The 23,666-nt window shown below is 52.4% G+C and carries 25 protein-coding genes; 21 read left to right on the forward strand and 4 right to left on the reverse strand.

The window, feature by feature from the left end; genetic code table 11:
• Positions 1-86 precede the first annotated feature (86 nt).
• The 5 genes from MKX51_RS07380 (at position 87) to MKX51_RS07400 (ending at position 3,511) form a co-directional block, all read left to right on the forward strand.
• Positions 87-632: a hypothetical protein gene (locus MKX51_RS07380; protein WP_340991859.1), complete on the forward strand. Its 546-nt coding sequence runs from the start codon at positions 87-89 to the stop codon at positions 630-632.
• An 81-nt stretch (positions 633-713) separates the two neighbouring features.
• On the forward strand, positions 714-1,916 hold the full coding sequence (locus tag MKX51_RS07385) for an MFS transporter (protein ID WP_340991861.1): 1,203 nt from the start codon (positions 714-716) through the stop codon (positions 1,914-1,916).
• 36 nt (positions 1,917-1,952) lie between these two features.
• The gene (locus MKX51_RS07390) at positions 1,953-2,354 is read left to right on the forward strand and encodes an Imm7 family immunity protein (protein WP_340991862.1); all 402 of its coding nucleotides are present in this window, start codon (positions 1,953-1,955) and stop codon (positions 2,352-2,354) included.
• A gap of 339 nt (positions 2,355-2,693) precedes the next feature.
• Positions 2,694-3,185 carry a pentapeptide repeat-containing protein gene (locus MKX51_RS07395; protein WP_340991864.1) on the forward strand — a complete coding sequence of 164 codons (492 nt, stop codon included), beginning with the start codon at positions 2,694-2,696 and terminating at the stop codon, positions 3,183-3,185.
• Between the two features lie 83 nt (positions 3,186-3,268).
• A complete protein-coding gene (locus MKX51_RS07400) occupies positions 3,269-3,511 on the forward strand; it encodes a hypothetical protein (protein WP_340991865.1) in 243 nt (80 codons plus the stop codon).
• A 3-nt stretch (positions 3,512-3,514) separates the two neighbouring features.
• Here the strand turns inward: MKX51_RS07400 and MKX51_RS07405 are convergent, their stop codons facing one another.
• Entirely contained in the window at positions 3,515-4,201 is a 687-nt protein-coding gene (locus tag MKX51_RS07405; RefSeq protein WP_340991866.1) for a Crp/Fnr family transcriptional regulator, read from the reverse strand.
• A gap of 113 nt (positions 4,202-4,314) precedes the next feature.
• Here MKX51_RS07405 and MKX51_RS07410 point away from each other — a divergent pair, with 113 nt between their 5' ends.
• Positions 4,315-4,992 carry a lactate utilization protein gene (locus MKX51_RS07410; protein WP_340991867.1) on the forward strand — a complete coding sequence of 226 codons (678 nt, stop codon included), beginning with the start codon at positions 4,315-4,317 and terminating at the stop codon, positions 4,990-4,992.
• A gap of 146 nt (positions 4,993-5,138) precedes the next feature.
• A complete protein-coding gene (locus MKX51_RS07415) occupies positions 5,139-5,858 on the forward strand; it encodes a response regulator (RefSeq protein ID WP_340942622.1) in 720 nt (239 codons plus the stop codon).
• 136 nt (positions 5,859-5,994) lie between these two features.
• Here MKX51_RS07415 and MKX51_RS07420 read toward each other — a convergent pair whose 3' ends face one another.
• Positions 5,995-6,453, reverse strand: a complete 459-nt coding sequence (locus MKX51_RS07420) for a hypothetical protein (protein WP_340942621.1) — start codon at positions 6,451-6,453, stop codon at positions 5,995-5,997.
• Positions 6,454-6,637: 184 nt separating this feature from the next.
• Here MKX51_RS07420 and MKX51_RS07425 point away from each other — a divergent pair, with 184 nt between their 5' ends.
• From MKX51_RS07425 to MKX51_RS07440, 4 genes are all read left to right on the forward strand, one after another.
• On the forward strand, positions 6,638-8,068 hold the full coding sequence (locus tag MKX51_RS07425; protein ID WP_340991869.1) for a flavocytochrome c: 1,431 nt from the start codon (positions 6,638-6,640) through the stop codon (positions 8,066-8,068).
• A gap of 25 nt (positions 8,069-8,093) precedes the next feature.
• Complete coding sequence (locus tag MKX51_RS07430; RefSeq protein WP_036696731.1) at positions 8,094-8,453, forward strand: FMN-binding protein; 360 nt, start codon at positions 8,094-8,096, stop codon at positions 8,451-8,453.
• 204 nt (positions 8,454-8,657) lie between these two features.
• On the forward strand, positions 8,658-10,271 hold the full coding sequence (gene dcuS, locus MKX51_RS07435) for a DcuS/MalK family sensor histidine kinase (RefSeq protein ID WP_340991871.1): 1,614 nt from the start codon (positions 8,658-8,660) through the stop codon (positions 10,269-10,271).
• A gap of 127 nt (positions 10,272-10,398) precedes the next feature.
• Positions 10,399-11,958: a flavocytochrome c gene (locus MKX51_RS07440; RefSeq protein WP_340991872.1), complete on the forward strand. Its 1,560-nt coding sequence runs from the start codon at positions 10,399-10,401 to the stop codon at positions 11,956-11,958.
• Between the two features lie 99 nt (positions 11,959-12,057).
• Here the strand turns inward: MKX51_RS07440 and MKX51_RS07445 are convergent, their stop codons facing one another.
• Entirely contained in the window at positions 12,058-13,296 is a 1,239-nt protein-coding gene (locus MKX51_RS07445) for an NAD(P)/FAD-dependent oxidoreductase (RefSeq protein ID WP_340991873.1), read from the reverse strand.
• 188 nt (positions 13,297-13,484) lie between these two features.
• Here MKX51_RS07445 and MKX51_RS07450 point away from each other — a divergent pair, with 188 nt between their 5' ends.
• The 6 genes from MKX51_RS07450 to MKX51_RS07475 all read left to right on the forward strand — a co-directional run bounded on the left by MKX51_RS07450 (position 13,485) and on the right by MKX51_RS07475 (position 17,828).
• Entirely contained in the window at positions 13,485-13,718 is a 234-nt protein-coding gene (locus tag MKX51_RS07450) for a hypothetical protein (RefSeq protein WP_036696741.1), read from the forward strand.
• 36 nt (positions 13,719-13,754) lie between these two features.
• Positions 13,755-14,153 carry a spore coat protein gene (locus MKX51_RS07455; protein ID WP_076083710.1) on the forward strand — a complete coding sequence of 133 codons (399 nt, stop codon included), beginning with the start codon at positions 13,755-13,757 and terminating at the stop codon, positions 14,151-14,153.
• 168 nt (positions 14,154-14,321) lie between these two features.
• On the forward strand, positions 14,322-14,813 hold the full coding sequence (locus MKX51_RS07460) for an Lrp/AsnC family transcriptional regulator (protein ID WP_036696743.1): 492 nt from the start codon (positions 14,322-14,324) through the stop codon (positions 14,811-14,813).
• A 13-nt stretch (positions 14,814-14,826) separates the two neighbouring features.
• Positions 14,827-16,044, forward strand: coding sequence for an aminotransferase class I/II-fold pyridoxal phosphate-dependent enzyme (locus tag MKX51_RS07465; protein ID WP_340942610.1), 1,218 nt, complete (start codon positions 14,827-14,829; stop codon positions 16,042-16,044).
• Positions 16,045-16,245: 201 nt separating this feature from the next.
• Positions 16,246-16,500: an aspartyl-phosphate phosphatase Spo0E family protein gene (locus tag MKX51_RS07470; protein ID WP_340991874.1), complete on the forward strand. Its 255-nt coding sequence runs from the start codon at positions 16,246-16,248 to the stop codon at positions 16,498-16,500.
• A 443-nt stretch (positions 16,501-16,943) separates the two neighbouring features.
• Positions 16,944-17,828: an alpha/beta fold hydrolase gene (locus MKX51_RS07475; protein WP_340991876.1), complete on the forward strand. Its 885-nt coding sequence runs from the start codon at positions 16,944-16,946 to the stop codon at positions 17,826-17,828.
• Between the two features lie 76 nt (positions 17,829-17,904).
• On the opposite strand, the gene MKX51_RS07480 is transcribed toward MKX51_RS07475, so the two are convergent.
• Entirely contained in the window at positions 17,905-19,926 is a 2,022-nt protein-coding gene (locus tag MKX51_RS07480; protein ID WP_340991878.1) for a methyl-accepting chemotaxis protein, read from the reverse strand.
• A 312-nt stretch (positions 19,927-20,238) separates the two neighbouring features.
• Between MKX51_RS07480 and MKX51_RS07485 the strand changes: the two genes are divergently transcribed.
• From MKX51_RS07485 to MKX51_RS07500, 4 genes are all read left to right on the forward strand, one after another.
• Entirely contained in the window at positions 20,239-21,018 is a 780-nt protein-coding gene (locus MKX51_RS07485) for a class I SAM-dependent methyltransferase (protein WP_340991879.1), read from the forward strand.
• A gap of 140 nt (positions 21,019-21,158) precedes the next feature.
• Positions 21,159-21,725, forward strand: a complete 567-nt coding sequence (locus tag MKX51_RS07490; protein WP_036696754.1) for a cob(I)yrinic acid a,c-diamide adenosyltransferase — start codon at positions 21,159-21,161, stop codon at positions 21,723-21,725.
• The gene (locus MKX51_RS07495; RefSeq protein ID WP_340991881.1) at positions 21,722-22,783 is read left to right on the forward strand and encodes an RluA family pseudouridine synthase; all 1,062 of its coding nucleotides are present in this window, start codon (positions 21,722-21,724) and stop codon (positions 22,781-22,783) included. The genes MKX51_RS07490 and MKX51_RS07495 overlap by 4 nt, the downstream gene beginning before the upstream one ends.
• Before the next feature lie 496 nt (positions 22,784-23,279).
• Entirely contained in the window at positions 23,280-23,645 is a 366-nt protein-coding gene (locus MKX51_RS07500; RefSeq protein ID WP_340991882.1) for an arsenate reductase family protein, read from the forward strand.
• Positions 23,646-23,666 lie beyond the last annotated feature (21 nt).

Genomic DNA, 23,666 nt, shown 5'->3' on the forward strand with positions numbered 1-23,666 from the left:
ATTTCCGCCCTGGCTTTTCTAGCGGCCGGCATTATATATTTAACGGTAAATTGAACCGAATGTGAGGAACGAAGGAGATTATACAGATGGAGACAACAGTTTGCCCATGGTGCCATACCGAGATAGTATGGGATGAGGAGTTTGGACCCGAAGATACCTGTCCGCATTGCAACAACGAGCTGAGCGGCTACCGCACAGTGACGATAGGTGCAGAGGATCTGGAGGATGAAGAGCCGGATACACAGGAAGCTTCCGGGGAGGAAGAGATCAGCGACGATAATTTGTGGGATGACGACGACAAGGATAGCGTGGTGCCTGTATGGGGTACGCTGGGTCAGTTCGGCGATGACTATGATCTGAAACGTTATGAGGACAAGGTCTCCGCTATTCTGGCTGCCCAGCTGGAAGCGCCGGAATGTCCGCAATGCCATGAGCTGATGCTTCACTCCGGTACGCAGCAGGTGGACAGGTTCACCCCGGCAACGCCGGAAGCGCTGGGCGGTGCAGCTGTGCTGAAGCCTCCTTTTGCGCTGAATCTGTACGTCTGTCCTTCCTGCTTCCATGTGCAGCACAGCCTGGCGCAGGAAGACCGCATCCAGCTTGTCCGCAATCTCAGCACCTCAGCCGAATAAAGATCGGATTCATGCTTTCCCTGCCGTCTGGACATGATATGGATAGATGAAGTGTCTAAGGACGAGCAGGGAGGGCTAAGCATGAGAGGTTCAGAACGGGGACAGGCGGCGCTGCTGCTGGCTGTAGGCGGGCTATACCTTCTGGCTACAGTGCTTGCAGGAACGTTCCTCAACGTATATCTGTGGAAAAGCCGGCAGAACTTCGCCATGATCGGCTGGTTCACCGTGGCCCAGCAGCTTGCCGTGGGTCTCAGCTTTTGGCTGGGCGGCAAGTGGGTGAAAGAGCGTAACACAATGAATGCCCTACGGCTGGGAATTGCCGTATCGGGCTTTTTTTATTTGCTGGTGCTGTGGCTGCGGGGCGACGCGATTCATTACATTTGGCCGCTGGGCGGGGTCCTCGGGCTATCCATCGGGCTGTACTGGCTGGCGTTCAATATTGTTTTCTTCGAGATTACGGATGCCAAGAACCGCGATTACTATAACGGGTGGATGGGCCTGCTGGGTTCCCTGACGGGAATAGCCGGACCCTGGGTGTCCGGCTGGATGATCTCCCGTTGGCATGGCGGGCAGGGATACCGCATGGTATTCATACTGTCGCTCTGTATTTATGGGGTTGCTGCTGTACTCAGCTTCGGCCTGCGCAAGCGGCCGCGCGGCGAAGCCTATCTCTGGCTGGAGCCCTGGCGCGAGCTTACTCGCAGACGCAGCTCTTGGCGTCCAGTGGCGGCAGCGCTAGTGTTCCAGGGCATCCGGGAAGGCGTATTCTCCTTCCTCATCGGTCTGCTCGTCTACATTGCAGCACAGGAGGAGAGCAAGCTGGGACAGTTCGCCCTGATCACCTCCGCTGTCTCTCTGATCAGCTATTATGCGGCCGGCAGATGGTTCAAACCCCGTGCCCGGCTCGGCGGTATGCTGGCAGGCAGTCTGCTGCTCATCGCCTTCCTTCTTCCGCTGATGTGGAAGGTGAACTTTACCACCCTCCTAATCATGGGAATCGGGACCTCGCTCTGCCTGCCGCTCTATATGCTGCCGATGCTGTCCACCAGCTTCGACCTGATGGGCGTGTCCGAGGAGAGCGCCGGCAAACGTGTGGAGCTGGTAGTGCTCAGGGAGCTTAGCCTGATGAGCGGCCGCCTCCTCGGCCTGCTGATCTTCATCGCCGTACTGTCGCTGGACCAGTCCCCGCAGACGATTACTCTGCTCATGTTGCTGTTGGGTGCCGCGCCGCTTGGGAGCTGGGTGGCGGTGCGGGGGTTGCTGGGGCAAAGGGGGAGGGTTTGATAGTTTTCATCAAATATCTAGGAAGCGGGTGAGAAGATGTACGAGTTTCATGGCTGGGCTACGATCCGGGAGACGTTTGAAGAAGATTCTGGAAATTTAGAATTGGTGTTCAAAAATATACAAAACTTTATCTTAGAGTTGGGTTGGAGTGCTGGACTCCTAAAAGTCTATCCCGCAAATGGGACGTATCATCTTGCTGTAGGAGGATTTTTGAATCACAAAAGTTTCGAGGCCGGGGAGATTATTGAGCTATATCAATTCATCGCAGACCAAGCACCGGGTTCTTATGGCTTACTCTATACAAGAGATGATGAGGATATCGAAGGCTACGATAACAAGTTCAAAGTATTCGTACTAGCCCGCGGAACTTTAAGGCGGCAAGAGGATACGTGGTTATCGCCGTTTGTTCCGGTCGTGGAGGATGGCATATTACAGTGACCAAACAGGAGAGGATTCAAATGTTTGCAATGAGTACATAAGAAGTTTTACTTTTTACCTAAATGCTATTCCCTTTAATTAAACACGTCGATTATGAAAAAATGAAGATCAACAAGAAATCCCAAACAAAATACAATATAACTTTATTTCGGATGTGGATTACGATAATTATCATGGAAGTATTGATGCAGAAGATTTATATTGGCCAACAAGGATTGTTAGATGCAAGGCACTGGAGTGCTTCTTAAAGAAGAGAGGGCTTAAATGAAAAACTCTTTTAGCGACATCAAGCAGGGGGATTATGGTAAGTCAGTGGGCAACAAGTAATACATAAGGAGTGTGAATGGAATTATAATTTACAGCATAGCAAATGAACCCATACAGCTAAATGTTGATTCTCTTGAACAATCAAACTTGGATAATCTAAACCTGCATAGAGCTATACTAAATAAAGAGAATTTATGCGGAGCAAGTTTAATCGGAACAAATTTACGTGGTGCTGAGTTAAGAGAGGCAAATTTAAGCAGAGCGAATCTAACAAGTGCTTTATTAATGGTGGCGATACTTGAAAATTCTAATTTGGAGTCTTCAAACCTTACAAACGCAAAGCTAACAGGAGCTATCTTAAGTAATGCTAACTTAAATAACGCTATTTTAGTCGGAACTGATGTATGGAAGACTGATTTTAAAGGTGCAAAATTAATGGGAGCTAATATGATGTGTGAAAGGATGCAAGATTGCCTTTTAGAAGGTGCGCTATTCAATGATAACACCGTATGGCCATTAGGGTTTGACCCTTTGGAATACGGAGCAATTAAGGCGCAGAATTAAACCCCAAGGCCATTGCTATAAATGATTAGTACACTTTGGTTAATACTACCTCTCAAGGTTTTCTTCAGAACAGGAGTGATCCGATGGCAAAATTCCAATGTAAATGTGGTGCTACACTTTCAAATTCACACGCACCTAATGACGTAGAGTTGATAGTTTATGATGATAGAGAATGGGATGATATTATTAATTCAGGAGACTTAATTGCCCCCTTTACCATGCCGTCTCCTCGCTACGATGTTTGGAGATGTAATGAATGTGAAAGAGTTTATGTATTTGAAGAGAACGTTGTAATAAAAACCTATGCGGTTGAAGACGATACTTAATCTCTAGTCTGATGAACTGTGAGGGGCTGCTTCTTGCAACAGCCTAAATTCATTTCTATAAAATTCAATCAAGCCGTCCCGCTTCATCCATGCCAGCTCTCTGGATAGGGCGCTGCGGTCTACGTCCAGATACTCGGCCATGGCTTCCCGGTCAAAGGGAATCTTAAAAGTCTCCGTTCCGCTTTCGCGCATCACTCTTGTTAAATAAGTTAAAACCTTATCCCGGATCGTCGGCATAATCAGACAATCATTCCGGTCATGTAGTTCTAAAGCCCGTTCTGCAATACTATCGAAAAGATTTCCAAGTAACTGTTCGTGTGCCATACATAACTTTGTGCACGGGCTCAATATGTTTTGGATAGGTATAAACAGAACCTCAAGCGGTTCTATGGCCTGTACTGACATCGGGCATCTTCTTCCACGGCTGGCTGCTGTGAGAACAGCGGTATATCCACCTGGATGATGGAGGGATACAATAATTTGTTTTCCTTTAACGTTCAATTTTGTACTTTGAGCGGTACCCTGTACTATGATGCCGACATCATCAACGAAATCGCCCTCCCGGACTACCATCTCGTCTTTTGCATATTCTTTTCGTGTGGCTGACAGACATTCTAGCATTTGGAGAATATCATCTGGAGAAATCCCTGAAAATAAACGTGATTGACACAGGGAATCTAAGTTATTCATGAGCGGCTTCGCGTTGCATGTGCAACATCCTTTTTCTTTTTACTATACTATATTAATTATACATACACACGAAGTTTAGCCACCTTGTCTAACGTCAGAACGGAGGAAGAACCATGCAAGCGAAAGAAGATTCAATCAAAGCGAGAAATAGGCTGTTAGCTACCAAGGTTATTAAGAATCTGCAAAACAGAAAGTTTGAGGCTTATTACTGTGATAACGCCATAGAAGCTGCGGACAAGGCACTATCCTTAATTCCGGAACATTCTTCGGTATCTTGGGGCGGGTCAGTCACGCTGGAGGACATCGGGCTTCTTGATCGGGTCCGCCAAGGCAGCTATACAGTCATTGATCGTGATACAGCGCAAACGATGGAGGAACGTTATGATCTCATGCGCCACTCTCTTTTGTGCGACACCTATTTAACCAGCTTCAACGCGGTTAGCGAAGATGGGATATTGGTCAATATCGACAGTGTGGGCAATCGGGCGGCAGCAATTACTTTTGGACCGAGAAGTGTGGTTGCTGTCGTGGGGATGAATAAGGTGTGCAAGACCGCTGAAGACGCAGTAATTAGAGCCAGAACCTACGCCGCCCCCATTAATGCAAGCCGTTGTTCGAGTTCGTCCAGCCCATTTTTACATTCGCCGCAAAAAACGCCCTGCCTGATCAATGGTGCTTGCGCAGATTGTAAATCAGAGGATTGTATCTGTTCTTACATCGTCGAAACAAGGATGTGTAAAACAGCGGGGAGAATAAAGGTTATCCTCATTGGTGAATCTTTGGGATTTTAATTTTTTCGGCACCGTTCGGGTAATTTCTCGAATTGGTGTCTTTTTGTTAGTTTTGATTCTATGTCTCAGCACACCTCCCTCCAAAATTCCCCGCCGCAATGTTATATTAGTTGTAGTTATAGTTGCACAAAAGACAAGGAGAACCCATGAACATTAAAGTATTAATCGTAGAGGATGACCCGATGGTGGCGAAGTTCAACCGGCATTATCTGGAGCAGGTTCCGGGCTTTGAGTATGCGGGCTGGGCGGCGACAGGGGATGAAGCGAGAACTATGCTGGAGGAGCAGCAGGTAGATCTGGTGCTGCTGGATATTTATATGCCGCGTGTCAGCGGGCTGCAGCTGCTCTCTGCGCTGCGGGAGCAGGGGAGCAAGGTGGATATCATTGTGATCTCCGCCGCCAGTGACAATGCCAGCATCCGCAAGGCGCTGCAGAACGGGGCCGTGGATTATTTGATCAAGCCGTTTGAGTTTGCCCGCTTTCAGGCGGCCTTGTCGGCGTATCGTGAGGATTATAAGCTGATGCACAAGGAGCATCTCAGCCAGGAGCAGCTTGATAAGCTGCTGCGGCATTCGCTGGGAACGGAAGAGGAGAAGTCCGCTGCCCTGCCGCTGCCCAAGGGACTTGCCGAGGGCACCCTGGAGAGCATCTGGAGCACGATTAACCGGCTGGAGAGCCCGGTGTTCTCCACGGAGGATATCAGCAGCCATGCACCCATCTCGCGGATCTCGGTCCGCAAATATCTGGCTTTTCTGACGGAGGCAGGGATTCTGGAAATGGAGCTTAGCTACGGGGCGGTAGGCAGGCCGGTGTATATGTATAAGGTGAGACCCGAAGGGCATGAACTTATCCGTAAATATCTATGAGTGTTCTCTTTAAATAAAACGGAGTCACGGTTGCCTCAAGGCTGCCCCGGGCGTTCCATGACTCCATATAGCCGTCACAGTAGCTGTGAAGGTTAATTAAGCTATTAAGCTATGCCATACATAAGCGTACGCAGCATCACTCGAAGGCCTGCTGCAGAGCCAGCGGACTGAACTCGTTAATGATTTTATAGGCTACCAGGTGCGGGTTGTTCATGTCATTGTCATAGATAATCATGTGATGCTTGCCCTTCAAAATAATGTCGAACCGCTGCTTCCGGTCGGCCTGGACAATGGTAATGTAATAGCTGTACTTGTTGTCTGTGCTCACATTGCGGGCGGATTTCATCAGGCGGACGCCGGAGAAATCATCGTAGATCTGCTTAATCGCTTCCGGCTCAGTGAGCACAACGTCCTTCTGTTCACCGGGAACAGAAGACAGGCGGGTAATTTCCAGAGCGGCGATATCTTCCAGACGGACGGTTCGGGTAACTACTCTTTTGAATGAAGTATAGCGGCTCGCGGTGTAGCTCATCAGGGAGACACCGGCTGCTGCCAGAACAGCACCGGCCAGCCAATATTTTTCGCTTTTTTCCATAGTTTCTGCTCCTCCTAGTGATACGGTTGTATAAGCTCCAATTATAAATCTATAAACACATTCAAGCAAATTCACTACCTTTATTTACTTTATCATTTCTTTAATTACTAAATATTCTTGTCAGGGCTCCTTCAGGTTATGATGATTGTGAAAATATGCACAATTACAATTGGAGGAGAACAGAATGAACAGAAAGAGATGGGGAAGCCTGCTGGGCAAGGGGCTGCTGCTGGCAAGTCTGGTGGTATTGCCTGCATGTAACAGCACCAAAGGGGAGTCTACGGACATCGTAATTATCGGCGGCGGCGGCGCGGGAATGACTGCTGCCATTGAAGCGCATAATCAGGGAGCCAAGGTGATACTAGTCGAAAAAATGCCGATGCTTGGCGGCAACACCGTCCGCGCGGAAGGCGGGTTGAATGCGGCAGGAACACCCTATCAGGCAGCGGCTGGCATCAAAGACAGTCCGGAGCTGCATTTCGAAGATACCATGAAGGGCGGCAAGAATCTCAATAACCCGGATCTGGTCAGAACGCTTACGAACGGCGCGGCGGCTTCGGTGGAGTGGCTGAAGGAGAATGGAGCCGAGCTGTCTGAGGTGGGACGCGCAGGCGGGGCAAGCGTGAACCGGATTCACCGTCCGGCAGGCGGAGAAGCGGCAGGGAATTTCATCGTAGTCGCGCTGAAGAAGAAGCTGGAGGAGTACAAAATTGATGTGCGCCTGCGGACGACTGCCGATGAGATCGTCAAGAATAAGGACGGCGTGGTTACCGGAGTGAAGGTGACGGATAAGGATGGCAAGCAGTACACGATCAGTGCGAATTCCGTTATTCTGGCGGCCGGCGGTTTTGGAGCCAATATGGACATGATCAAGGGGTACCAGCCGAAGCTGGAAGGGTTCTCCACCACTAACCATCCGGGCGCAACCGGCGATGGTACAACGATGGCAGAGAAGATCGGTGCCAAGCTGGTAGATATGAAGGAGATTCAGATTCATCCGACCACCATTCCGAATCAAGGCGTGCTGATCACAGAAGGGGTACGCGGAGACGGTGCAATTCTGGTCAATAGCGAAGGCAAGCGCTTCACGAATGAACTGCTGACCCGCGATGTTGTATCCCAGAATATTCTGGCCCAGTCCGGTAAAGTAGCTTACCTGATCTTCAATGATGAGCTGCGTGCGAACCTGAAGGCAACCGAGGTTTATTTTGGAATGGATCTGGTCAAAGAAGCGGCAACACCTGAAGAATTGGCGGCACAGATCGGTGTAGACGGCCAAGCACTGGCAGATACACTGAATACGTATAATGGCTTTGTTGCTTCCGGTAAGGATACAGAGTTTGAACGGCCGGATCTTAAGTTGTCTTTTGAAAAGGGTAAATATTACGCAATTCAGGTAACACCGGGAATCCACCATACCATGGGCGGAGTAGCGATTAACACTCAGGCTCAGGTACTGGATACCAAGGATCAGGTCATTGCCGGGCTGTATGCTGCGGGCGAAGTAACCGGCGGAGTACACGGCGCGAACCGTCTGGGCGGTAATGCTCTGGCAGACATCACTACCTTCGGGCGGATTGCAGCGGATGAAGCTGTGAAGGCACTTAAGAAATAGGAACTTTCAGAAGGAGGAATTACTCATGCACAAGTGGACAAAAACCTTGCTGTTCTCTGCCCTCGCGGCTGCAACAGTACTAACGGCGGGCTGCTCTTCATCTTCCGGCAAGTATGTGGACGGGACATATGATGGTACAGGCAAAGGGGTCAAGAGTGATATTAAAGTGGCGGTAGAGATCAAGGATGAGAAGATCGACGCTATTACCGTAGAGGAGCATAAGGAGACGCAGGCGATGATCGATGCGGCCGTGGAGAATACGATTCCTGAAATTATTGAAAAGCAAACCACAGAAGGCGTAGACGCCCTCTCCGGTGCTTCCGGCTCCAGCGGCGGAATTATTGAAGCGGTGACCCAGGCGCTGGAACAGGCCAAGAAGCAGTAAGTCATCATTCAATTGCTTATAAAAGAGTTGTGGTCATATCACCCGAGCAAGCCCAGCCCTCCTGTCTCCGGCAGAACGGCTGGGCTTGCTGCATAGTTCCATCCCCAGGAAGCGATTCCCGGGAGTAGCTTTACAAATTCAGGTTCAACTAATATAGTTCGAATGGTATAGGAACATGGGACATGAAGGGAGGTCTTCGCACCAGTGGCCAGGAAAAAAAGCTACAGTCTGCGCACAATGATTGCCGTCATGGTGTCTGCCGTTGTTCTGCTGGTATTGCTGATTTTATATTTTATTTTCCGCAATCAGATTATTCCGCAGACCCGGCAGGCACTGGAGGATAAGGCGATTACGATTGCCCGTACCATCGCCCTGATTCCGCTGGTCTCGGAGGGACTCAGTGAAGGCAACAGCAAGGAGATTCAGGACTACACCTCAAGAATCGCCCGCCGTAATGATATTATGTTCGTGGTAGTGACAGATATGAAGGGTATCCGCTATTCCCATCCGGATGCCTCGCTGGTCGGTCTGCCCTTTGCGGGAGGCGGTCAGGAGATATCGCTGCGCGGAGGGGAGAGTATCTCCGAAGGGGCCGGGCCGCTCGGCAGATCCCTGCGCGGCTTCGTGCCGGTCTATAACAACCGGGGGCATCAGGTGGGAGTGGTCATTGCCGGTCTGTCCCTGGAGCGGGTCGAGCGGCTGGTCCTGATGAATGAGTGGACGATTATTGCGATTCTGGTCTCGGGAGCCTTGCTTGGAGCGGGAGGAGCATTCATCCTCGCAGCCCGGATCAAGCGGATGGTGTTCGGGATGGAGCCGGAGGACATCTCCAAGCTGCTCCAGGAACGCAGTGCGATGCTGGAATCCACGCGCGAGGGAATTATTGCCGTAGATCAGGAGGCGCGGATCACCATCCTGAATATGGAGGCGCAGCGGCTTCTGAGGGCAGCGGGGATTGGCGGGAGCGCCATGAACCGGCAGATTGCCGAGTATTGGCCGGAGCTGGGTCTGGAGCGGGTATTGGCTGAGGGAGAAGGAATACAGGACCGGGAGCTGGAGCTGGGAGACAGCTCTCTATTGGTGAACAGCCTTCCTGTCCGTGTTAACGGTAATATTGTTGGCGCGATTGCCACCTTCCGGGATGAGACCGAGCTGGCTGTGCTGGCGGAGAAGCTGTCGGGAGTCTCGGTCTATGCAGAAGCGCTGCGCTCCGGTGCCCATGAGTTCATGAACAAGCTGCATGTGATTATGGGTATGACACATATGGGCCTGTATGATGAGCTGCAGCAATATATTCTGGGAACGGTAACCAACTACCAGAAGGAGATCGGGTCGATCACGAGACAGATCAAGGACCCGGTGATGGCCGGATTTCTGCTGGGGAAGCTGAGCCGGGCGCGCGAAGCGGGAATCGAGCTGCTGTTGACCGGGGACAGCTATCTGCCGGAGCCGGCCGATCCGCAGGTGATTCATGAGCTGATTACGATTGCCGGCAATCTGCTGGATAATGCTCTGGAGGCGCTGGGGGAGCTCCGCGAGCAATCCGTGAAGCGCGTGGAGCTTGCTTTTCAATATGAAGAGGGGCGGCTGCTATGCGAGGTTAGCGATAACGGTCCGGGAATTCCGGCAGGCCTGAAGGAGAAGATCTTCGTTCAGGGCTACTCCTCCAAGGGTGAACAGCGGGGGATCGGCCTATATCTGGTGAAGAAAAGTGTGGACAAACTCAAGGGCCATCTTGAGCTTGCCGCCGGCTGCGGGCCGGGAGCGCATTTTATCGCGGATGTGCCTTATGAGGTGAAGGAGGAGGAGGGGATGTGAACATTTAAGGTCCATATGCCCGCTTACTTTAGTTACAAAACTCTTTAATAATTTACGGAAGGTTCCACAAACCGCTTCTTTGACGCTATGATAATTGTGAAAATATGCACAAGGGGGCACAACTCACATGAATAAGAGATTAACAGCGGCACTTATCCTCATTCTCTCTGTGATGCTGGTGATTGCAGGCTGCGGAAACAACAATGCGGGCAGCAGCAAGAATGAGAGCAAGGGAACAAACAGCGCGACCACAGAGCCTGCAGCAACGGCTGCACCTAAAGAGACAGCAGAGGCCGTATCGGGGGCATCCGAAGCGAGCTATACTCCGTATGATCAGTTAAAAGATAAATATGATATCGTCATCGTCGGCGCGGGCGGTGCGGGAATGTCTGCTGCACTGGAAGCCAAAGCGGCCGGCATGAACCCGGTCATTCTGGAGAAGATGCCGGTAGCTGGCGGCAATACTACGAAATCCTCCTCGGGAATGAATGCATCGCAGACCAAGTTCCAGAAGGAGCAGGGCATCGAAGACAGCAACGAACTGTTCTATGAAGAGACCCTTAAGGGCGGACATGATACGAACAATAAGGAGCTGCTGCACTTCTTCGTGGATCAATCCGCAGGGGCCATTGACTGGCTCGATTCCATCGGAATCCGCTTGAACAATATTACGATTACCGGCGGAATGAAGGAGAAGCGTACGCACCGTCCTGAAGACGGCTCGGCAGTGGGACAATATCTTGTAGCAGGCCTCGTCCGCAATGTTCAGGAGCAGGGAATTCCGCTATTCGTCAATGCGGATGTGAAGGAGCTTACGGTACAGGACGGTAAGGTGAACGGCGTGAAGGTGCTGTTCAACCAGGCCGACGACAAAACGATCAGCGCAGCAGCAGTTATCGTAACCACCGGCGGTTTCGGTGCCAACAAGGAGCTGATCTCCAAAGTCAGACCGGACCTGGAAGGCCTGGTCACCACTAATCAGATTGGCAGCACGGGCGACGGTATCGCCATGATCGAGAAGGTCGGCGGAACTACCGTAGACCTGGATCAAATTCAGGTTCACCCGACCGTACAGCAGGAGAAATCCTACCTGATCGGTGAAGCGGTCCGGGGAGAAGGGGCTATTCTCGTATCTGCTGAGGGCAAGCGCTTCGGCAACGAGATGGACACCCGGGACAAGGTAACAGCTTCAATTAATACGCTTCCTGAGAAATCCGCTTATCTCGTGTTCGACGCCGGAGTGAAATCCCGTGTCAAAGCAGTGGATCAATACATCAAGATGGGTGTGGTCAAGACCGCAGATACCATCGAGGCACTGGCGGATCAGATGAAGGTTCCGGCTGCTGCACTTAAGACCACCGTGGATACTTGGAACGGTGCGGTGAAAAGTAAGTCGGATGCCGAGTTCGGCAGAGCTACGGGTATGGATAATGATCTGTCCGGTGCTCCGTATTATGCCATCCAGATCGGCCCTGGTATTCACTATACGATGGGCGGAGTGGTGATCAACACCAACACAGAAGTCTTGAACAAAGAGGGCAAGGCGATTACCGGCCTGTTCGCGGCTGGGGAAGTGGTTGGCGGGCTGCACGGCGAGAACCGTATCGGCGGCAACTCGGTAGCCGAGATTATTATCTTCGGACGTCAGGCCGGGATCAAGTCAGCTGAATTTGTAAAAGCGAAATAAGCTATTATTTCATATTGTTGTCATGTAAAAGGGATGCCCCGCAGCCGTCATAGACTGTTGCAGGCATCCCTTTTTGATCCTCTTGCCGCACTATACCGTTTAAGCCTCTATAGCCGGGGAGGGCGCAGGCTTCGCCGAACGGGTCAGCGAGAACAGCTCCAGCTCCGGGCGGCTTTTGCCGGACAGTGTATCTGCAAGCAGCTCGGCGGCAATCATGCTGTAGACCGTACCGTTTCCGCCATAGCCTTCAATGAAGTAGCAATGCGGGAACTCCGGGTGCGGTCCCATATAAGGCAGTCCGTCATGGGTGGAGCCGAAGACCGCTCCCCAGGAATATTCGGCCTTGATTCCTTGCAGTTCCGGGAACAGGGCCGTAAGCTCCTCGACCAGACGCTCACACTGGGAGAGGACCCTTACCTCACGCCGCTCCACGCTGGTAAGCTGCTCATCCTTGCCGCCGGCGATAATCCGGCCTTCAGGAGTAGTCCGGAAATACAGATAAGGCCGGGCCGTTTCCCAGAGCAGGCTCTGCTCATGCCATTTTGGAAGATGTGGCAGAGGTTCGGTCATAATAGCATAGGTGTTGATCAGCTCTGCCCCCCGGTCCTTCTTCATCTCCTGGGTCTCATACCCCATAGCAAACACCACCTTCTTGGCGAAGATACGGCCGTTTGCAGTATGACAGATGACTCCGTCGGCATTGTAATCATAATGAAGGGCTTCGGTCTGCTCATACACCCGGACTCCGCCGGAGTGCGCTTTATGAATCAGGCTGTGTACGGTGCGCAGCGGATTAGTCTCCGCATCTCCCTTAGCATACAGCGCACCTGGTTTGGAGAAGGCGTAATGGGCACGGATATTCTCCTCCTCCCAGAATTCCGAATCGAAGCCGTGCTTGATCAGATTCTCATTCTCCAGCTTCAGCATAGCTACATCTTCCGGCGTACTGGCATATAGCAGACTGCTGCGCTCAATAATCTGCGGATCGATATCCAGCTTGCCGGGCAGGGCAAGAATCGCACGCATGGCCTGCTGGCACAGCTTGTAGAACAACACGCCATTCTCTTCCCCGAAAGTATTCATGCAGGCTGTCAGCGACTTGTCATTGGCGATCTGCAGCAGTCCCGTATTGGCGTGGGAGCTTCCGGTGCCGATGGTTCTTTTATCGATGAGGACAGTATCTGCTCCGCTAAGAGACATGCGGTACGACATCATTGCTCCGCCCATCCCGCCGCCTACAATGAGACATTCGCAGGTTATATCTTCCTCAAGCACCGGATATGCCGGAGGCTCAGGCAGTGTGTGTTCCCAGGGCAGTTGCCCGCTGACGAGTTTCATAGATCTGTTCGCTCCTTTATGTCATTCAGAGTAGTATTATTTGCACTATTGAAGAGTCTCATGCGTCAAGACCTTAAGGATTATTCATCAAGTGTGAGCTTGCTTAATGTACCTTCCGGCACATAAACAGCCTTCCCCGGAAGCATACTAAGGAACGCTTGAACAACCAGAAGGAGGGAATACCGAACATGCAATCTAACCAAATGCAGGCACTAAGCGGAAAAGAATTGGAGTATATCGCCGATTCTATTTCCAATGAGGATTTGCTGATTAAGCAGCTCGCGGCTACAGCCGGAACCACTCAGAACTCGGCCGTGCAGGGGATCTGCATCCAGCAGATTCAGAGTCATACCCATCATATGGATATGCTGGTCCAGCTGCTCCATCAGCATCAGCAGTACGCACCATCGCAGCCGCAATAACAGGGATAACCCACAAATTCTAAAGGAGGTTTTACTGTGTACGCACAGAATGGAACGCCGTTTATGGCGGATGAAGATTTACTCTACACGATTTTGGCCGATCTGAAGCGGACAGTCCGCGAGTACACCACAGCAGCAACAGAATCGAACTGTCCCGCTGTAAGACGGGTATTCAATGATTTGACCATGGATACCCTCAGAATTCAGGGGGAATTGTACATGAAGATGTCGCAAATGAACATGTACACCGTTCCGGGCAAGGCACTGCGCCAGGATGTGGACAAGCAGATTCAGAGTGCCCAGCAGACCCAGCAGAAGCTGCAGCAGTTCGTGCGTGAGAAAACAGGCGGGGCAGGAGCCTATAACCAGGCTTCGAATGTTCAGCAGCACCAGCCGAACGTCCAGCAGCATCATAACGGTTCCTATTATATGTAACCCTGGCGATGGTCCTGTGAAGCATTAGAGCGCTTCCCCGGCCATGCAAGAGAAAATACAAAGGGAATGAAGTCATATAGCCCCGCCTCGGCGGGGTTATTTTGTTTGCAGAACGGTACTTTTCATGTCATATTAATACTAAACTCTTTTTTGCAGGAGGCCCTAAGAATGAATGAATTGAAGAGGAAAGTGCTGGAACTGCTCAAGGAGGACGCGCGAAGCTCAACGGCATTAATGGCGACCCTGCTTGGTGCGGAGGAAGAAGATGTCAAGACCGTGATCGCCGAAATGGAGCAGGATCATGTCATTGTGAAATACGCGACGGTTGTCAATTGGGACAAAGTCGATGATGAACGGGTGACTGCCCTGATCGAGGTACAGATCACCCCGGAACGGGGCCGCGGCTTCGAGGGCATCGCCGAACGCATCTATCTGTATCCGCAGGTTAAATCCGTCTATCTGATGTCCGGCGCTTACGATCTGCTGGTGGAAGTGGAAGGCCGCAATCTGCGCGAGGTTGCTAATTTTGTGTCCGAGAAGCTGTCACCGATTGATGCTGTGCTCTCTACCAAGACCAACTTTACGCTCAAAAAATACAAACAGGACGGTATCATCTTTGAAGAGCATGAGGAAGACAACCGTCTGATGATATCTCCGTGAAGGATGTAATGTCATGATCATTAATAACGCTCAGCATACAGGAGATAAAGGCAAGTCGATGAACTCTTATTTGGCCCCGCTGGTCCGGCAGATTCAGCCTTCGGGCATCCGCAAGTTTTTTGATCTGGCGGCAGGCAGCAAGGATATTATCTCGCTCGGTGTCGGCGAGCCGGACTTCAAGACACCTTGGCATGTCAGAGAGGCCTGCGTCTATTCACTCGAACGCGGCTTCACCGGTTACACCTCCAATGCCGGAATGCCTGAGCTGCGCGAGGGCATTGCCCAGTACCTGGAGACCCGCTTCGCTGTGAAGTATGATCCGGCGAACCAGATTATTGCCACGGTCGGCGGCAGCGAAGCCATTGATTTGGCCCTGCGTGCCCTGATCTCTCCGGGAGACGAGATTCTGATTCCCGAGCCTTGTTACATCTCTTATTCTCCGATTACGGCCATCGGCGGCGGTATTCCGGTGGGCATTGAGACCTTCGGGAAGAATAACTTCAAGCTGACTGCCGAAGATCTGGAAGCTAAGATTACCCCCCGTTCCAAGATTCTGATTCTCTGCTATCCAAGCAATCCGACCGGCGCAATCATGAGCCGTGAAGATTGGGAGCCGATTGCCAAGGTGGTCGAGAAGCATGATCTTATTGTCATTTCGGATGAGATATACGCCGAGCTTACGTATGGAAGCAATCATGTCAGCTTCGCTTCGCTGCCGGGGATGCTTGACCGGACGATCCTGGTCAGCGGGTTCTCCAAGGCCTTCGCCATGACCGGCTGGCGGATGGGCTATGCCTGCGGACACCCGGACCTGATCTCTGCCATGCTGAAGATTCACCAGTATACCGTCATGTGCGCGCCTTCGATGGGCCAGGTGGCTGCGCTGGAGGCACTTACCAACGGAATGGAAGAGAAGGACCGCATGACAGACTCGTATAACCAGCGCCGCCGGCTGATTGTCAAAGGATTGCGGGAGGCGGGACTTGAGTGTCATGAGCCGCAGGGTGCTTTCTATGCATTTCCGAGTATCCAGGCCACCGGCCTGACCTCCGACCAGTTCGCCCAGCGTCTGCTGCTTGAATATAAGGTCGCTGCTGTTCCGGGAAGTGTCTTCGGTCTGGGCGGGGAAGGCTATCTGCGCTGCTCCTATGCCACCTCGGTGTCCCAGTTGAATGAAGCGGTGGAGCGAATTGGGGCATTGGTCTCACAGCTGGCCCGGGAAGGGGCCTGACAAGGCTCGACAAAGAAGTAAATAGAACTATAGCCGATCACCTTCTGATATGGTATTATTTTACTCTAAGGACAAGAAACACCTGTAATACACTTACAAGGCCCTCTTATTCCGGGAATAAAGGCGCTTCATATCTGGTCGCATAGAACTGCACGGTTCTAATCCGGATGATGCGCGATACTTTTATCAGGAAGGGTGATTGTGCTGAGCGCAGATTATTACTTATCCTCCTATGGCGGGAAATGTGGTTCCGGAAGCGGGCAACCTCCTGCCAGAGGAGATGCGAATGCACGCAGGCTCTCGCTGGAAGATGAAATCCAGATGCTCCGCAGCAGAATGGAACAGCTCTTTATGCAGGAGAATTCCTTTACCTCGGATAATGTAATAGCAATCAGCAGCTTGCTGGATCTCAAGATTAATGAGTATATGAGAGGCCGCCACCGCAAGAGCAATTAATACGGCAGATGTATATGAAGCGGATGTCTTCCTTTGGGGAGGATGTCCGTTTTTTTTTGAAAATAATTATAAGCTTTACGCTATAAAATTATCGATCTATTTCTATTTGAGGGCTTACCGTGCCCCGATCAGTGTGCAAGGGGGAGGTTTATTAGGCTTAACTGCAATTTGTACAACTAAATCGCCGGATGTGCCGCCGAATCTCTGTTTAGATGTATCTCATACAATTAAAATGCCTTTATAACTGGTTTTTCGCTCATTAGGGGATTTTTAGTTGTACAGATTACAGTTAGAAGTGAAAAACCTTACGTTTCACTCTTTTTAGTTGTACAGATTACACTTATCTCTGGTGATTTACTACGAACGAAGCTTTACACCTTGCTGCATTTATGGAATGAAATCACTTGTTTAGTTCTGATAGTTTATTAAAGGGGAAGTCTGAAATGATCAAGGTATTTAAAAGCGTGTCCGGCAAAGAACAGGTACTAAGGTCCTATAACGAGCTACTTGACGCGTGGGGGACGGAATATCAGGAGCTTGATGTGGAGACTCCTTATGGGACAACCCATTGCATAACAGCGGGAGAGCCGGAGTTACCTCCGTTGCTCCTTTTCCATGGGGTAGGCGATAATTCGGCCGTGATGTGGCTGCTGAATATGAAGGAGCTGTCCCGGCACTTCTACTGCATTGCAGTAGATACGCTGGGCGGACCGGGGAAGAGTGTTCCAGGTGAGCTGTTCGATAAACGGACCTTTAACCAAGTGGATTGGATTAACAAGGTTGCTGACGGGCTGAAGCTTGAACAATTCTACGTGGCAGGTGTGTCGAACGGAGCGTATATGGCCTTCAATTACACGGTGAACGGTCCGGGACGAGTGCTTAGGGCTGTCTGTATGGAGGGAGGAATGGTCACTGCTCCAATTAAAAGCATGATACATACGCTGATGATGATGTTCCCGGAGATTCTTATCCCTACACGCAGCAATCTGCTCAGAGCAGCCCGCAAGCTCAGCTCGCCGGCCTCAGGCCTGTTCGACAAGCATCCTGAAGTCGGGGAGCATCTGGTGCTGTTAATGCAGAATCATAACCAGCAGGCGATGTTCATCCATAAGCTTCAGCCCTACGAACAAGATAGAGCGGTTACGTTCCGGGATCAGCTATACTTCCTGCTGGGAGATTATAAGCTGAAGCAGAAGCGGGAGCTCACTAATATATTGGACGCTGGCGGGTTCCGCTACACGGTTATCCCGGACGCCGGTCACGGCGTGAATCATGAGCAGCCGGAGCGGGTGAACCGGGAGCTGGTGGCTTTTTTTGAAGGGGAGTGAGGGGAGTGAATCTATATAAATAACCCCCTGTGCTGGTCCGGAGACCTATCAGGGGGTTGTTAGAACTGCCTCTCTGTTAGCTTACCTTGAACGTGGCCACTGCCTGCTGCAGCCCATCGGCCATTTTCGCCAGCTCGGTAGAGGCTGCGGCTACCTCCTCCATGGAGGCGAGCTGCTCCTCAGAGGCCGCGGCAGCGCTCTGTGAACGCTCTGCGGCCTGTTTCGCCACTTCTGCCATTTCCGCCACCGAAGAGGTCAGCTCCTCGGTTCCGGCCAGCAGCTGCTCGGAGGAAGCAGACATCTCATGAACCTGGGTGTTAATCTCGCCGATGCCGCCGAGAATATCCGTGAACAGACGTCCGGCCTCGCCTACCATCCGCGAGCCTTCCTGAACGGCGCCGGCATTCGCCAGCACCGCATCTGAGGCTGCCCGGTTGCCTTGCTGGATCTCGAGAATCAGGGTGCTGATAGACCCGGCGGCTTCGGCCGTCTGCTCGGACAGCTTCTTCACCTCACCGGCCACCACGGAGAAGCCCCGCCCGTATTCGCCTGCTCTGGCGGCCTCAATCGCCGCGTTTAAGGCCAGCATGCCGGTCTGATCGCTGATGCCTTTGATCAGACCAATGATGTTACCGATCTGCTGGGACTGTGCGCTAAGAGAGGTAATCATGCTTGAAGCATCTGCGGCGGTCCGCTCCATCTCTTCCATCCGGTCCACCGCCTCCGTAATGACGGAATACCCGTTCTGCGCCTGGCCTGCCGCCCGCCCGGCAGCTGCGGCAGTGTCCATCGAGGCCTCCGCGATCCGCTGCACACCGGCGGCCATCTCCTCCATCGCCCTTGCAGACTCGCGGGTGGACTGCATCTGCTGATCCGCTCCGGCTGAGAGATCCTGAATATTCTCCACAATGGCCTCTGTGGTGTGATTGGTCTGAGTGGCGCTAGACATTAATTCTTCTGAGGTCGAGGCGACTTGCAGGGAGTGATCGGCAATCGTCCCCAGGAGTCTGCTCAGATTGGTAATCATCTGGTTCAGATGCCCGGCCATTTTGCCGAATTCATCCTCACTGTCCACCTCCAGCTTCCCGGTGAAGTCTCCGGCGGCCATCTGCCGGGACATCTCATTGACACGATTCAGCTTACGGGTAATATAGCGGCTGTATAGATATACGGCTGCTACCGTCAGGATAAGACCCGCTAAGCTTACCAGCAGAATAGACCTTAGCAGCCCTTTAAGCGGCGCGTACAGCTCTTGCTCCGGCATGGCGAGACCAACGGTCCAGCCGGTATCCGGCAGCTTTTCATAATACATCTGAATGGTCCCGCCCGAATCGGCATAGGTGACCATGCCCTGATTCTGCTGAAGCATTTCCGCTCCTGCTGCGGCCAGGCTTGCGTTTGGTTCGTCGTTTATTTTCAGCTGCATATTCTTCTCGGCATCCGGTCCGGCAATGTAATTCCCCTGCTTGTCCAGCAGGAACGCCCAGCCTGTATTCCCCACCTTGGTCTGTTCGATCCTGCTCTGCAGCGTCTTGAGATCGATATCGCCGGCCATGACACCCAGCAAGGTATTCGTGGTATCCCGGAAAGGAACAGTAAACGTAGCCATCGTTGTCCCTGTAATTGTGTCATAGAATGGATCTGTAAACGCTGCATGCTCCCTGCCAATGGTGTACCAGCTCTGCCCGTGATAATTATAATCGGGGTCATTGTACTGCTCGGTTGTCACAATTTTGTCGCCGTCTCGGTGGGCATAGGTGGAGAAGTACTTCAGCTTGCTGTCATACCGTCCGGGTTCAAAATAAATACCCACCCCATAGGTATCCGGATTGGCCTTCAGCGCACTGGACAGCATGGTACGGTATTGATCCAGTGTGAATTCAGCAGCGTGGCTCTCCAGCGTACGTGCCAGAACCTCGGGAACCTTGCTGTGCACACTTAAGTTCGCATTAATTTCGTTAGAAATATCCGATATCTGCACATTCATTTTTTGTGTAACCTCGCGCTGGATGATGCTTTTGGAATACATGTACGATAACAGAGCGACCAGCACCAGCGTGATCAGAAAGATGGGCAGGATGAATGCAAATGTTCTCATACGTATGCTTTTGAACCGGAGCCTGGAAATTGCCTTGTGAACAACATTAGCCATGTGAATCCCCCCATTATATAGTGAAGCTATTTATACTTATATTGAATATCATCGGCTGGAGAGCTGATTTTGTTGTTACTTTTTGTCGAAAAAAATAAAAAAATGTCGTGTATCTAAGACTGCGGGGTACGACCAAAGGCGGAGACGGCGGCAGACCCGGGACTGATGTCCGCTTCCAATTGTAGGCATATAATGAATATTCACGAACATCACAAAGTATGGGCTTGAACCGTACTGCGTCAGGAGAGGAAGATATTCATGCTGCATGATCAGCTGTTGAGGGACCCGAATACATATGAAGAGCTTAAGCTGGAGGGAACGGGGGCGGTCAATCCGGCGAATGGACGGCAGTATCCGTGGAAGCACGGGTATTTGGCTTTTATGGAGGAAGCGGATGCCGCAGGCAGTAACCGGAAGTACCTGGAGCTGTACAACCGGATTGCCCGTTTCTACCGGCTGGCTAACAAGCTGTATTTCGCGCTAAAGTTCGGCGGAGAACGCAACTATAGAGCGCAGTTCCTGTCTTCGCTTGAGCTGGGCGGCGGTCAGCGTGTGCTGGAGACCTCGGTGGGCAGCGGCGATAATTTCCCGTACCTTAACCTGAAGGCCAACAACGCGCAGGCCGAGCTGTACGGGCTGGATATTTCCAGCGGAATGCTAAAGCAGGCGGTGCGCAATCTGCGGCGGTGGAAGCTGGAGGCACATCTGTTCCAGGGGACTGCTGAGAGGCTGCCTTTTCAGGACAACAGCTTTGACTGCGTGTACCATGTCGGCGGAATCAACTGTTTCAGTGATCCGCATGCTGCGGTACTGGAGATGATCCGGGTGGCGAAGCCGGGCACAAGGCTGATGATTGCCGATGAGACGCAGAAGCTGGTGAAGGGAACGTACGGGAAGGTGCCGGTGGTTAAGGGGTATTTTGCAGAGGGAGAGGACTTGCCGGAGATGCTTGGACTGATTCCGCAGGAGATGCTGGAGGTAGAGTACAAGGAGGTGTGCAAGGGCCTGATGTATTGCATTACTTTTCGTAAGCCATGAGGCAGGTTGAGCAGGGAGACAATTAAGGCTTCCTCTTAAGGGAGTTATTTACATATCGAAAATGCTGATCTTTGTTTGCCACCCTACCTAAGAACGATTACACTATTATTATGTGATTTGCAACTTAGGAGGGAAGTATCGTGGCGATCTATACGCGTACGGGGGATAAGGGCGAGACCTCGGTGATTGGAGGCCGGGTAGGCAAGGACGATGTCCGCGTCGAGGCTTACGGCACCATTGACGAGCTGAACTGCTTCGTGGGCCAGGCACGGAGCCTGATGGAGGACGAGCGGTTTCTAGATGTCCGCGAGCAGCTGCTGGAGATTCAGCATGAGCTGTTCGACTGCGGATCGGATCTGGCGTTCGTGAAGCTGAGTGAGAACCGCTATAAGGTAAAAAGCGAGATGGCCACCCGCCTGGAAGGCTGGATCGATGCGCTTCAGGCCGAGAATCCGGTGCTGGAGCGCTTCATTCTGCCGGGCGGAAGCCAGCTGTCCTCGGTGCTGCATGTCTGCCGGACAGTCTGCCGCCGGGCCGAGCGCCGGGCAGTGACGCTGGGCCGCAGTGCGGAGATTAACCCGGAGGCGGTAATCTATCTGAACCGGCTGTCCGACTATTTCTTCGCTCTGGCCCGTGCCGCCAACACCCGGCTGGAGATTGCTGAAGTAGAATATCTGCGCAGCAAAAAGGTGTTCCGGAACAAATGACCAGCTATTATCCGCCCATCTCCTATACAGTGCCGCCGCTTGAAGACGGCTGGCTGCTCAAAACCATCCTGCAGAAGCGGATGGATGTCTCCCGCAAGCTGCTCTCCCGGCTCAAAATGACGGACCTCGGCATTACACTGAACGGAGAGCGTGTCTATATCAGCGTTAAGGTTAGCACCGGCGATCTAGTGCAGATCCGGATGGAGGAGGAGACCTCAGAGGATATTTTGCCGCAGCCTATTCCCTTCGAGATTCTGTATGAGGACGGGCATCTGCTTGTGGTAAGCAAGGCCGCAGGAATGATTGTCCATCCGACCCACGGCCATTATACCGAGACCCTGGCGAACGGAGTGGTCCATTACTGGGCAGAGAAGGGCGAGCGGGTCCGCTTCCGCCCCGTCCATCGGCTGGACCAGGAGACCTCCGGGGTGCTGGTGATTGCCAAGAACCCGTACAGCCATCAGCACATCTCCGAGCAGATGATCGCCGGAACGGTGGACAAGCGGTATACCGCGTTCGTGCACGGTGTGCCTGCTCTGCCAAGCGGCGATATCGACGGCCCGATCGACCGCGACCCGCTGGAGCCGCACCGGCGGATTGTGACGCCGGACGGCTATCCCTCCTTGACCCGTTATGAGGTCAAGGAGGTCTATGGCAGCGCCGCTTCACGCGTCGAGCTGAAGCTGGAGAGCGGGCGCACCCACCAGATCCGGGTGCATATGGGGTCGGTCGGCTGCCCGCTGATCGGTGACGGGATGTACCGTCACCCGCTGTATGGGCAGGCAGCGGCTGCGCCGGGCGAAGCGGCGCATACGCGAGAGCAGGCGCTGCCGGGCGGGCCGCCGGAGGCGAACGCAGGCGGAGCAGCGCTGACGCCTGCCGAAGCCGCGCAGCTCGCGCAGGTCGCGGAGCTGGACGCGGCCATTCCGCGCCAGGCGCTGCATGCGGTGCGGCTGGCCTTCCGGCATCCGGTGACACATGCCGAGCTGGTGTTCGAGGCTCCGCTGCCGCCGGATATGGCGCTGCTGCAGGAGAAGCTCCGGCAGTCAGCGCGGTAAGTCAGCGCCGGGCATGTCCAGGGCACTGCCATCTGCAGCAGTATGCAGCTTGGCTGCTACAGCCGGAGGAATGTGCTAAGCAGCATGCAGCATTTTACATGCTCCGCCCGCTCATACAGTAACCTTCTTGACGACGCTGGAGCACAACAGCAGGCGAATAAGTGCCAGGGTGCACTTATTTTCAGCTATATGACGGCTCCGCAGCAAGCAAGTGGAAAAAGTACAACTAAAATTGCCCCATATTCCGAAAAGTAACAATTTTTCCCGATTTAAATGCCGGAAATCCAACTATTTCCGCCCGCGATGCGAATTTGGGAGGAATAGTTGTACAATTTCCACCTATTGAGGTAGGTCGTGAAGTAGGTCGTAATGTCAATCGTAATGCCGGTCGGGTATTAGCCGCTGTTATGCAGACGACCCAGTCAACAAAATAAACAGCAGTGACGATCTGTAAGACTAGCATAACTGCTGCACTTTATAATAGAAGGAGAAACCAATGAGTGACTTGAAAGTATATCAATATCCGAAATGCAGCACCTGCCGTAGCGCAGTGAAATGGCTGAAGGAAGCAGGGCATGGGCTGGAGCTGCAGCATATCGCCGAGCAGCCGCCAACTGTGGAGGAGCTGCGCGAATTGGTGAAGCACAGCGGCCTGCCGCTGAAGAAGTTTTTTAATACAAGTGGTGAGGTCTACCGGGAGCTTGGCCTGAAGGATAAGCTTGCAGACTTAAGCGAAGACGAGCAGCTTGCGCTGCTGTCCGCACATGGGATGCTGATCAAGCGTCCGGTAGTCACTGACGGCAAGAAGGTTACCGTAGGCTACAAGGAAGACCAGTACGCCGAAGCTTGGGGCAACGCCTAAATTATGGAATACAAGGAGAGG

Origin of the sequence: Paenibacillus sp. FSL M7-0420 (assembly GCF_038002345.1) — a bacterium.
In the GTDB taxonomy this organism is placed as follows: domain Bacteria; phylum Bacillota; class Bacilli; order Paenibacillales; family Paenibacillaceae; genus Paenibacillus_AQ.

Excerpts from the sequence above, each read along its gene's own strand:
- MKX51_RS07425 (WP_340991869.1), top strand. The coding sequence starts at position 6,638 with ATGAACAGAAAGAGATGGGGAAGCCTGCTGGGCAAGGGGCTGCTGCTG.
- MKX51_RS07390 (WP_340991862.1), top strand. The coding sequence starts at position 1,953 with ATGTACGAGTTTCATGGCTGGGCTACGATCCGGGAGACGTTTGAAGAA.
- MKX51_RS07480 (WP_340991878.1), bottom strand. The coding sequence starts at position 19,926 with ATGAGAACATTTGCATTCATCCTGCCCATCTTTCTGATCACGCTGGTG.
- MKX51_RS07420 (WP_340942621.1), bottom strand. The coding sequence starts at position 6,453 with ATGGAAAAAAGCGAAAAATATTGGCTGGCCGGTGCTGTTCTGGCAGCA.
- MKX51_RS07475 (WP_340991876.1), top strand. The coding sequence starts at position 16,944 with ATGATCAAGGTATTTAAAAGCGTGTCCGGCAAAGAACAGGTACTAAGG.
- MKX51_RS07380 (WP_340991859.1), top strand. The coding sequence starts at position 87 with ATGGAGACAACAGTTTGCCCATGGTGCCATACCGAGATAGTATGGGAT.
- MKX51_RS07465 (WP_340942610.1), top strand. The coding sequence starts at position 14,827 with ATGATCATTAATAACGCTCAGCATACAGGAGATAAAGGCAAGTCGATG.
- MKX51_RS07385 (WP_340991861.1), top strand. The coding sequence starts at position 714 with ATGAGAGGTTCAGAACGGGGACAGGCGGCGCTGCTGCTGGCTGTAGGC.
- MKX51_RS07440 (WP_340991872.1), top strand. The coding sequence starts at position 10,399 with ATGAATAAGAGATTAACAGCGGCACTTATCCTCATTCTCTCTGTGATG.
- MKX51_RS07450 (WP_036696741.1), top strand. The coding sequence starts at position 13,485 with ATGCAATCTAACCAAATGCAGGCACTAAGCGGAAAAGAATTGGAGTAT.
- MKX51_RS07445 (WP_340991873.1), bottom strand. The coding sequence starts at position 13,296 with ATGAAACTCGTCAGCGGGCAACTGCCCTGGGAACACACACTGCCTGAG.
- MKX51_RS07495 (WP_340991881.1), top strand. The coding sequence starts at position 21,722 with ATGACCAGCTATTATCCGCCCATCTCCTATACAGTGCCGCCGCTTGAA.
- MKX51_RS07415 (WP_340942622.1), top strand. The coding sequence starts at position 5,139 with ATGAACATTAAAGTATTAATCGTAGAGGATGACCCGATGGTGGCGAAG.
- MKX51_RS07405 (WP_340991866.1), bottom strand. The coding sequence starts at position 4,201 with ATGAATAACTTAGATTCCCTGTGTCAATCACGTTTATTTTCAGGGATT.
- MKX51_RS07485 (WP_340991879.1), top strand. The coding sequence starts at position 20,239 with ATGCTGCATGATCAGCTGTTGAGGGACCCGAATACATATGAAGAGCTT.
- MKX51_RS07430 (WP_036696731.1), top strand. The coding sequence starts at position 8,094 with ATGCACAAGTGGACAAAAACCTTGCTGTTCTCTGCCCTCGCGGCTGCA.
- MKX51_RS07460 (WP_036696743.1), top strand. The coding sequence starts at position 14,322 with ATGAATGAATTGAAGAGGAAAGTGCTGGAACTGCTCAAGGAGGACGCG.
- MKX51_RS07410 (WP_340991867.1), top strand. The coding sequence starts at position 4,315 with ATGCAAGCGAAAGAAGATTCAATCAAAGCGAGAAATAGGCTGTTAGCT.
- MKX51_RS07500 (WP_340991882.1), top strand. The coding sequence starts at position 23,280 with ATGAGTGACTTGAAAGTATATCAATATCCGAAATGCAGCACCTGCCGT.
- MKX51_RS07400 (WP_340991865.1), top strand. The coding sequence starts at position 3,269 with ATGGCAAAATTCCAATGTAAATGTGGTGCTACACTTTCAAATTCACAC.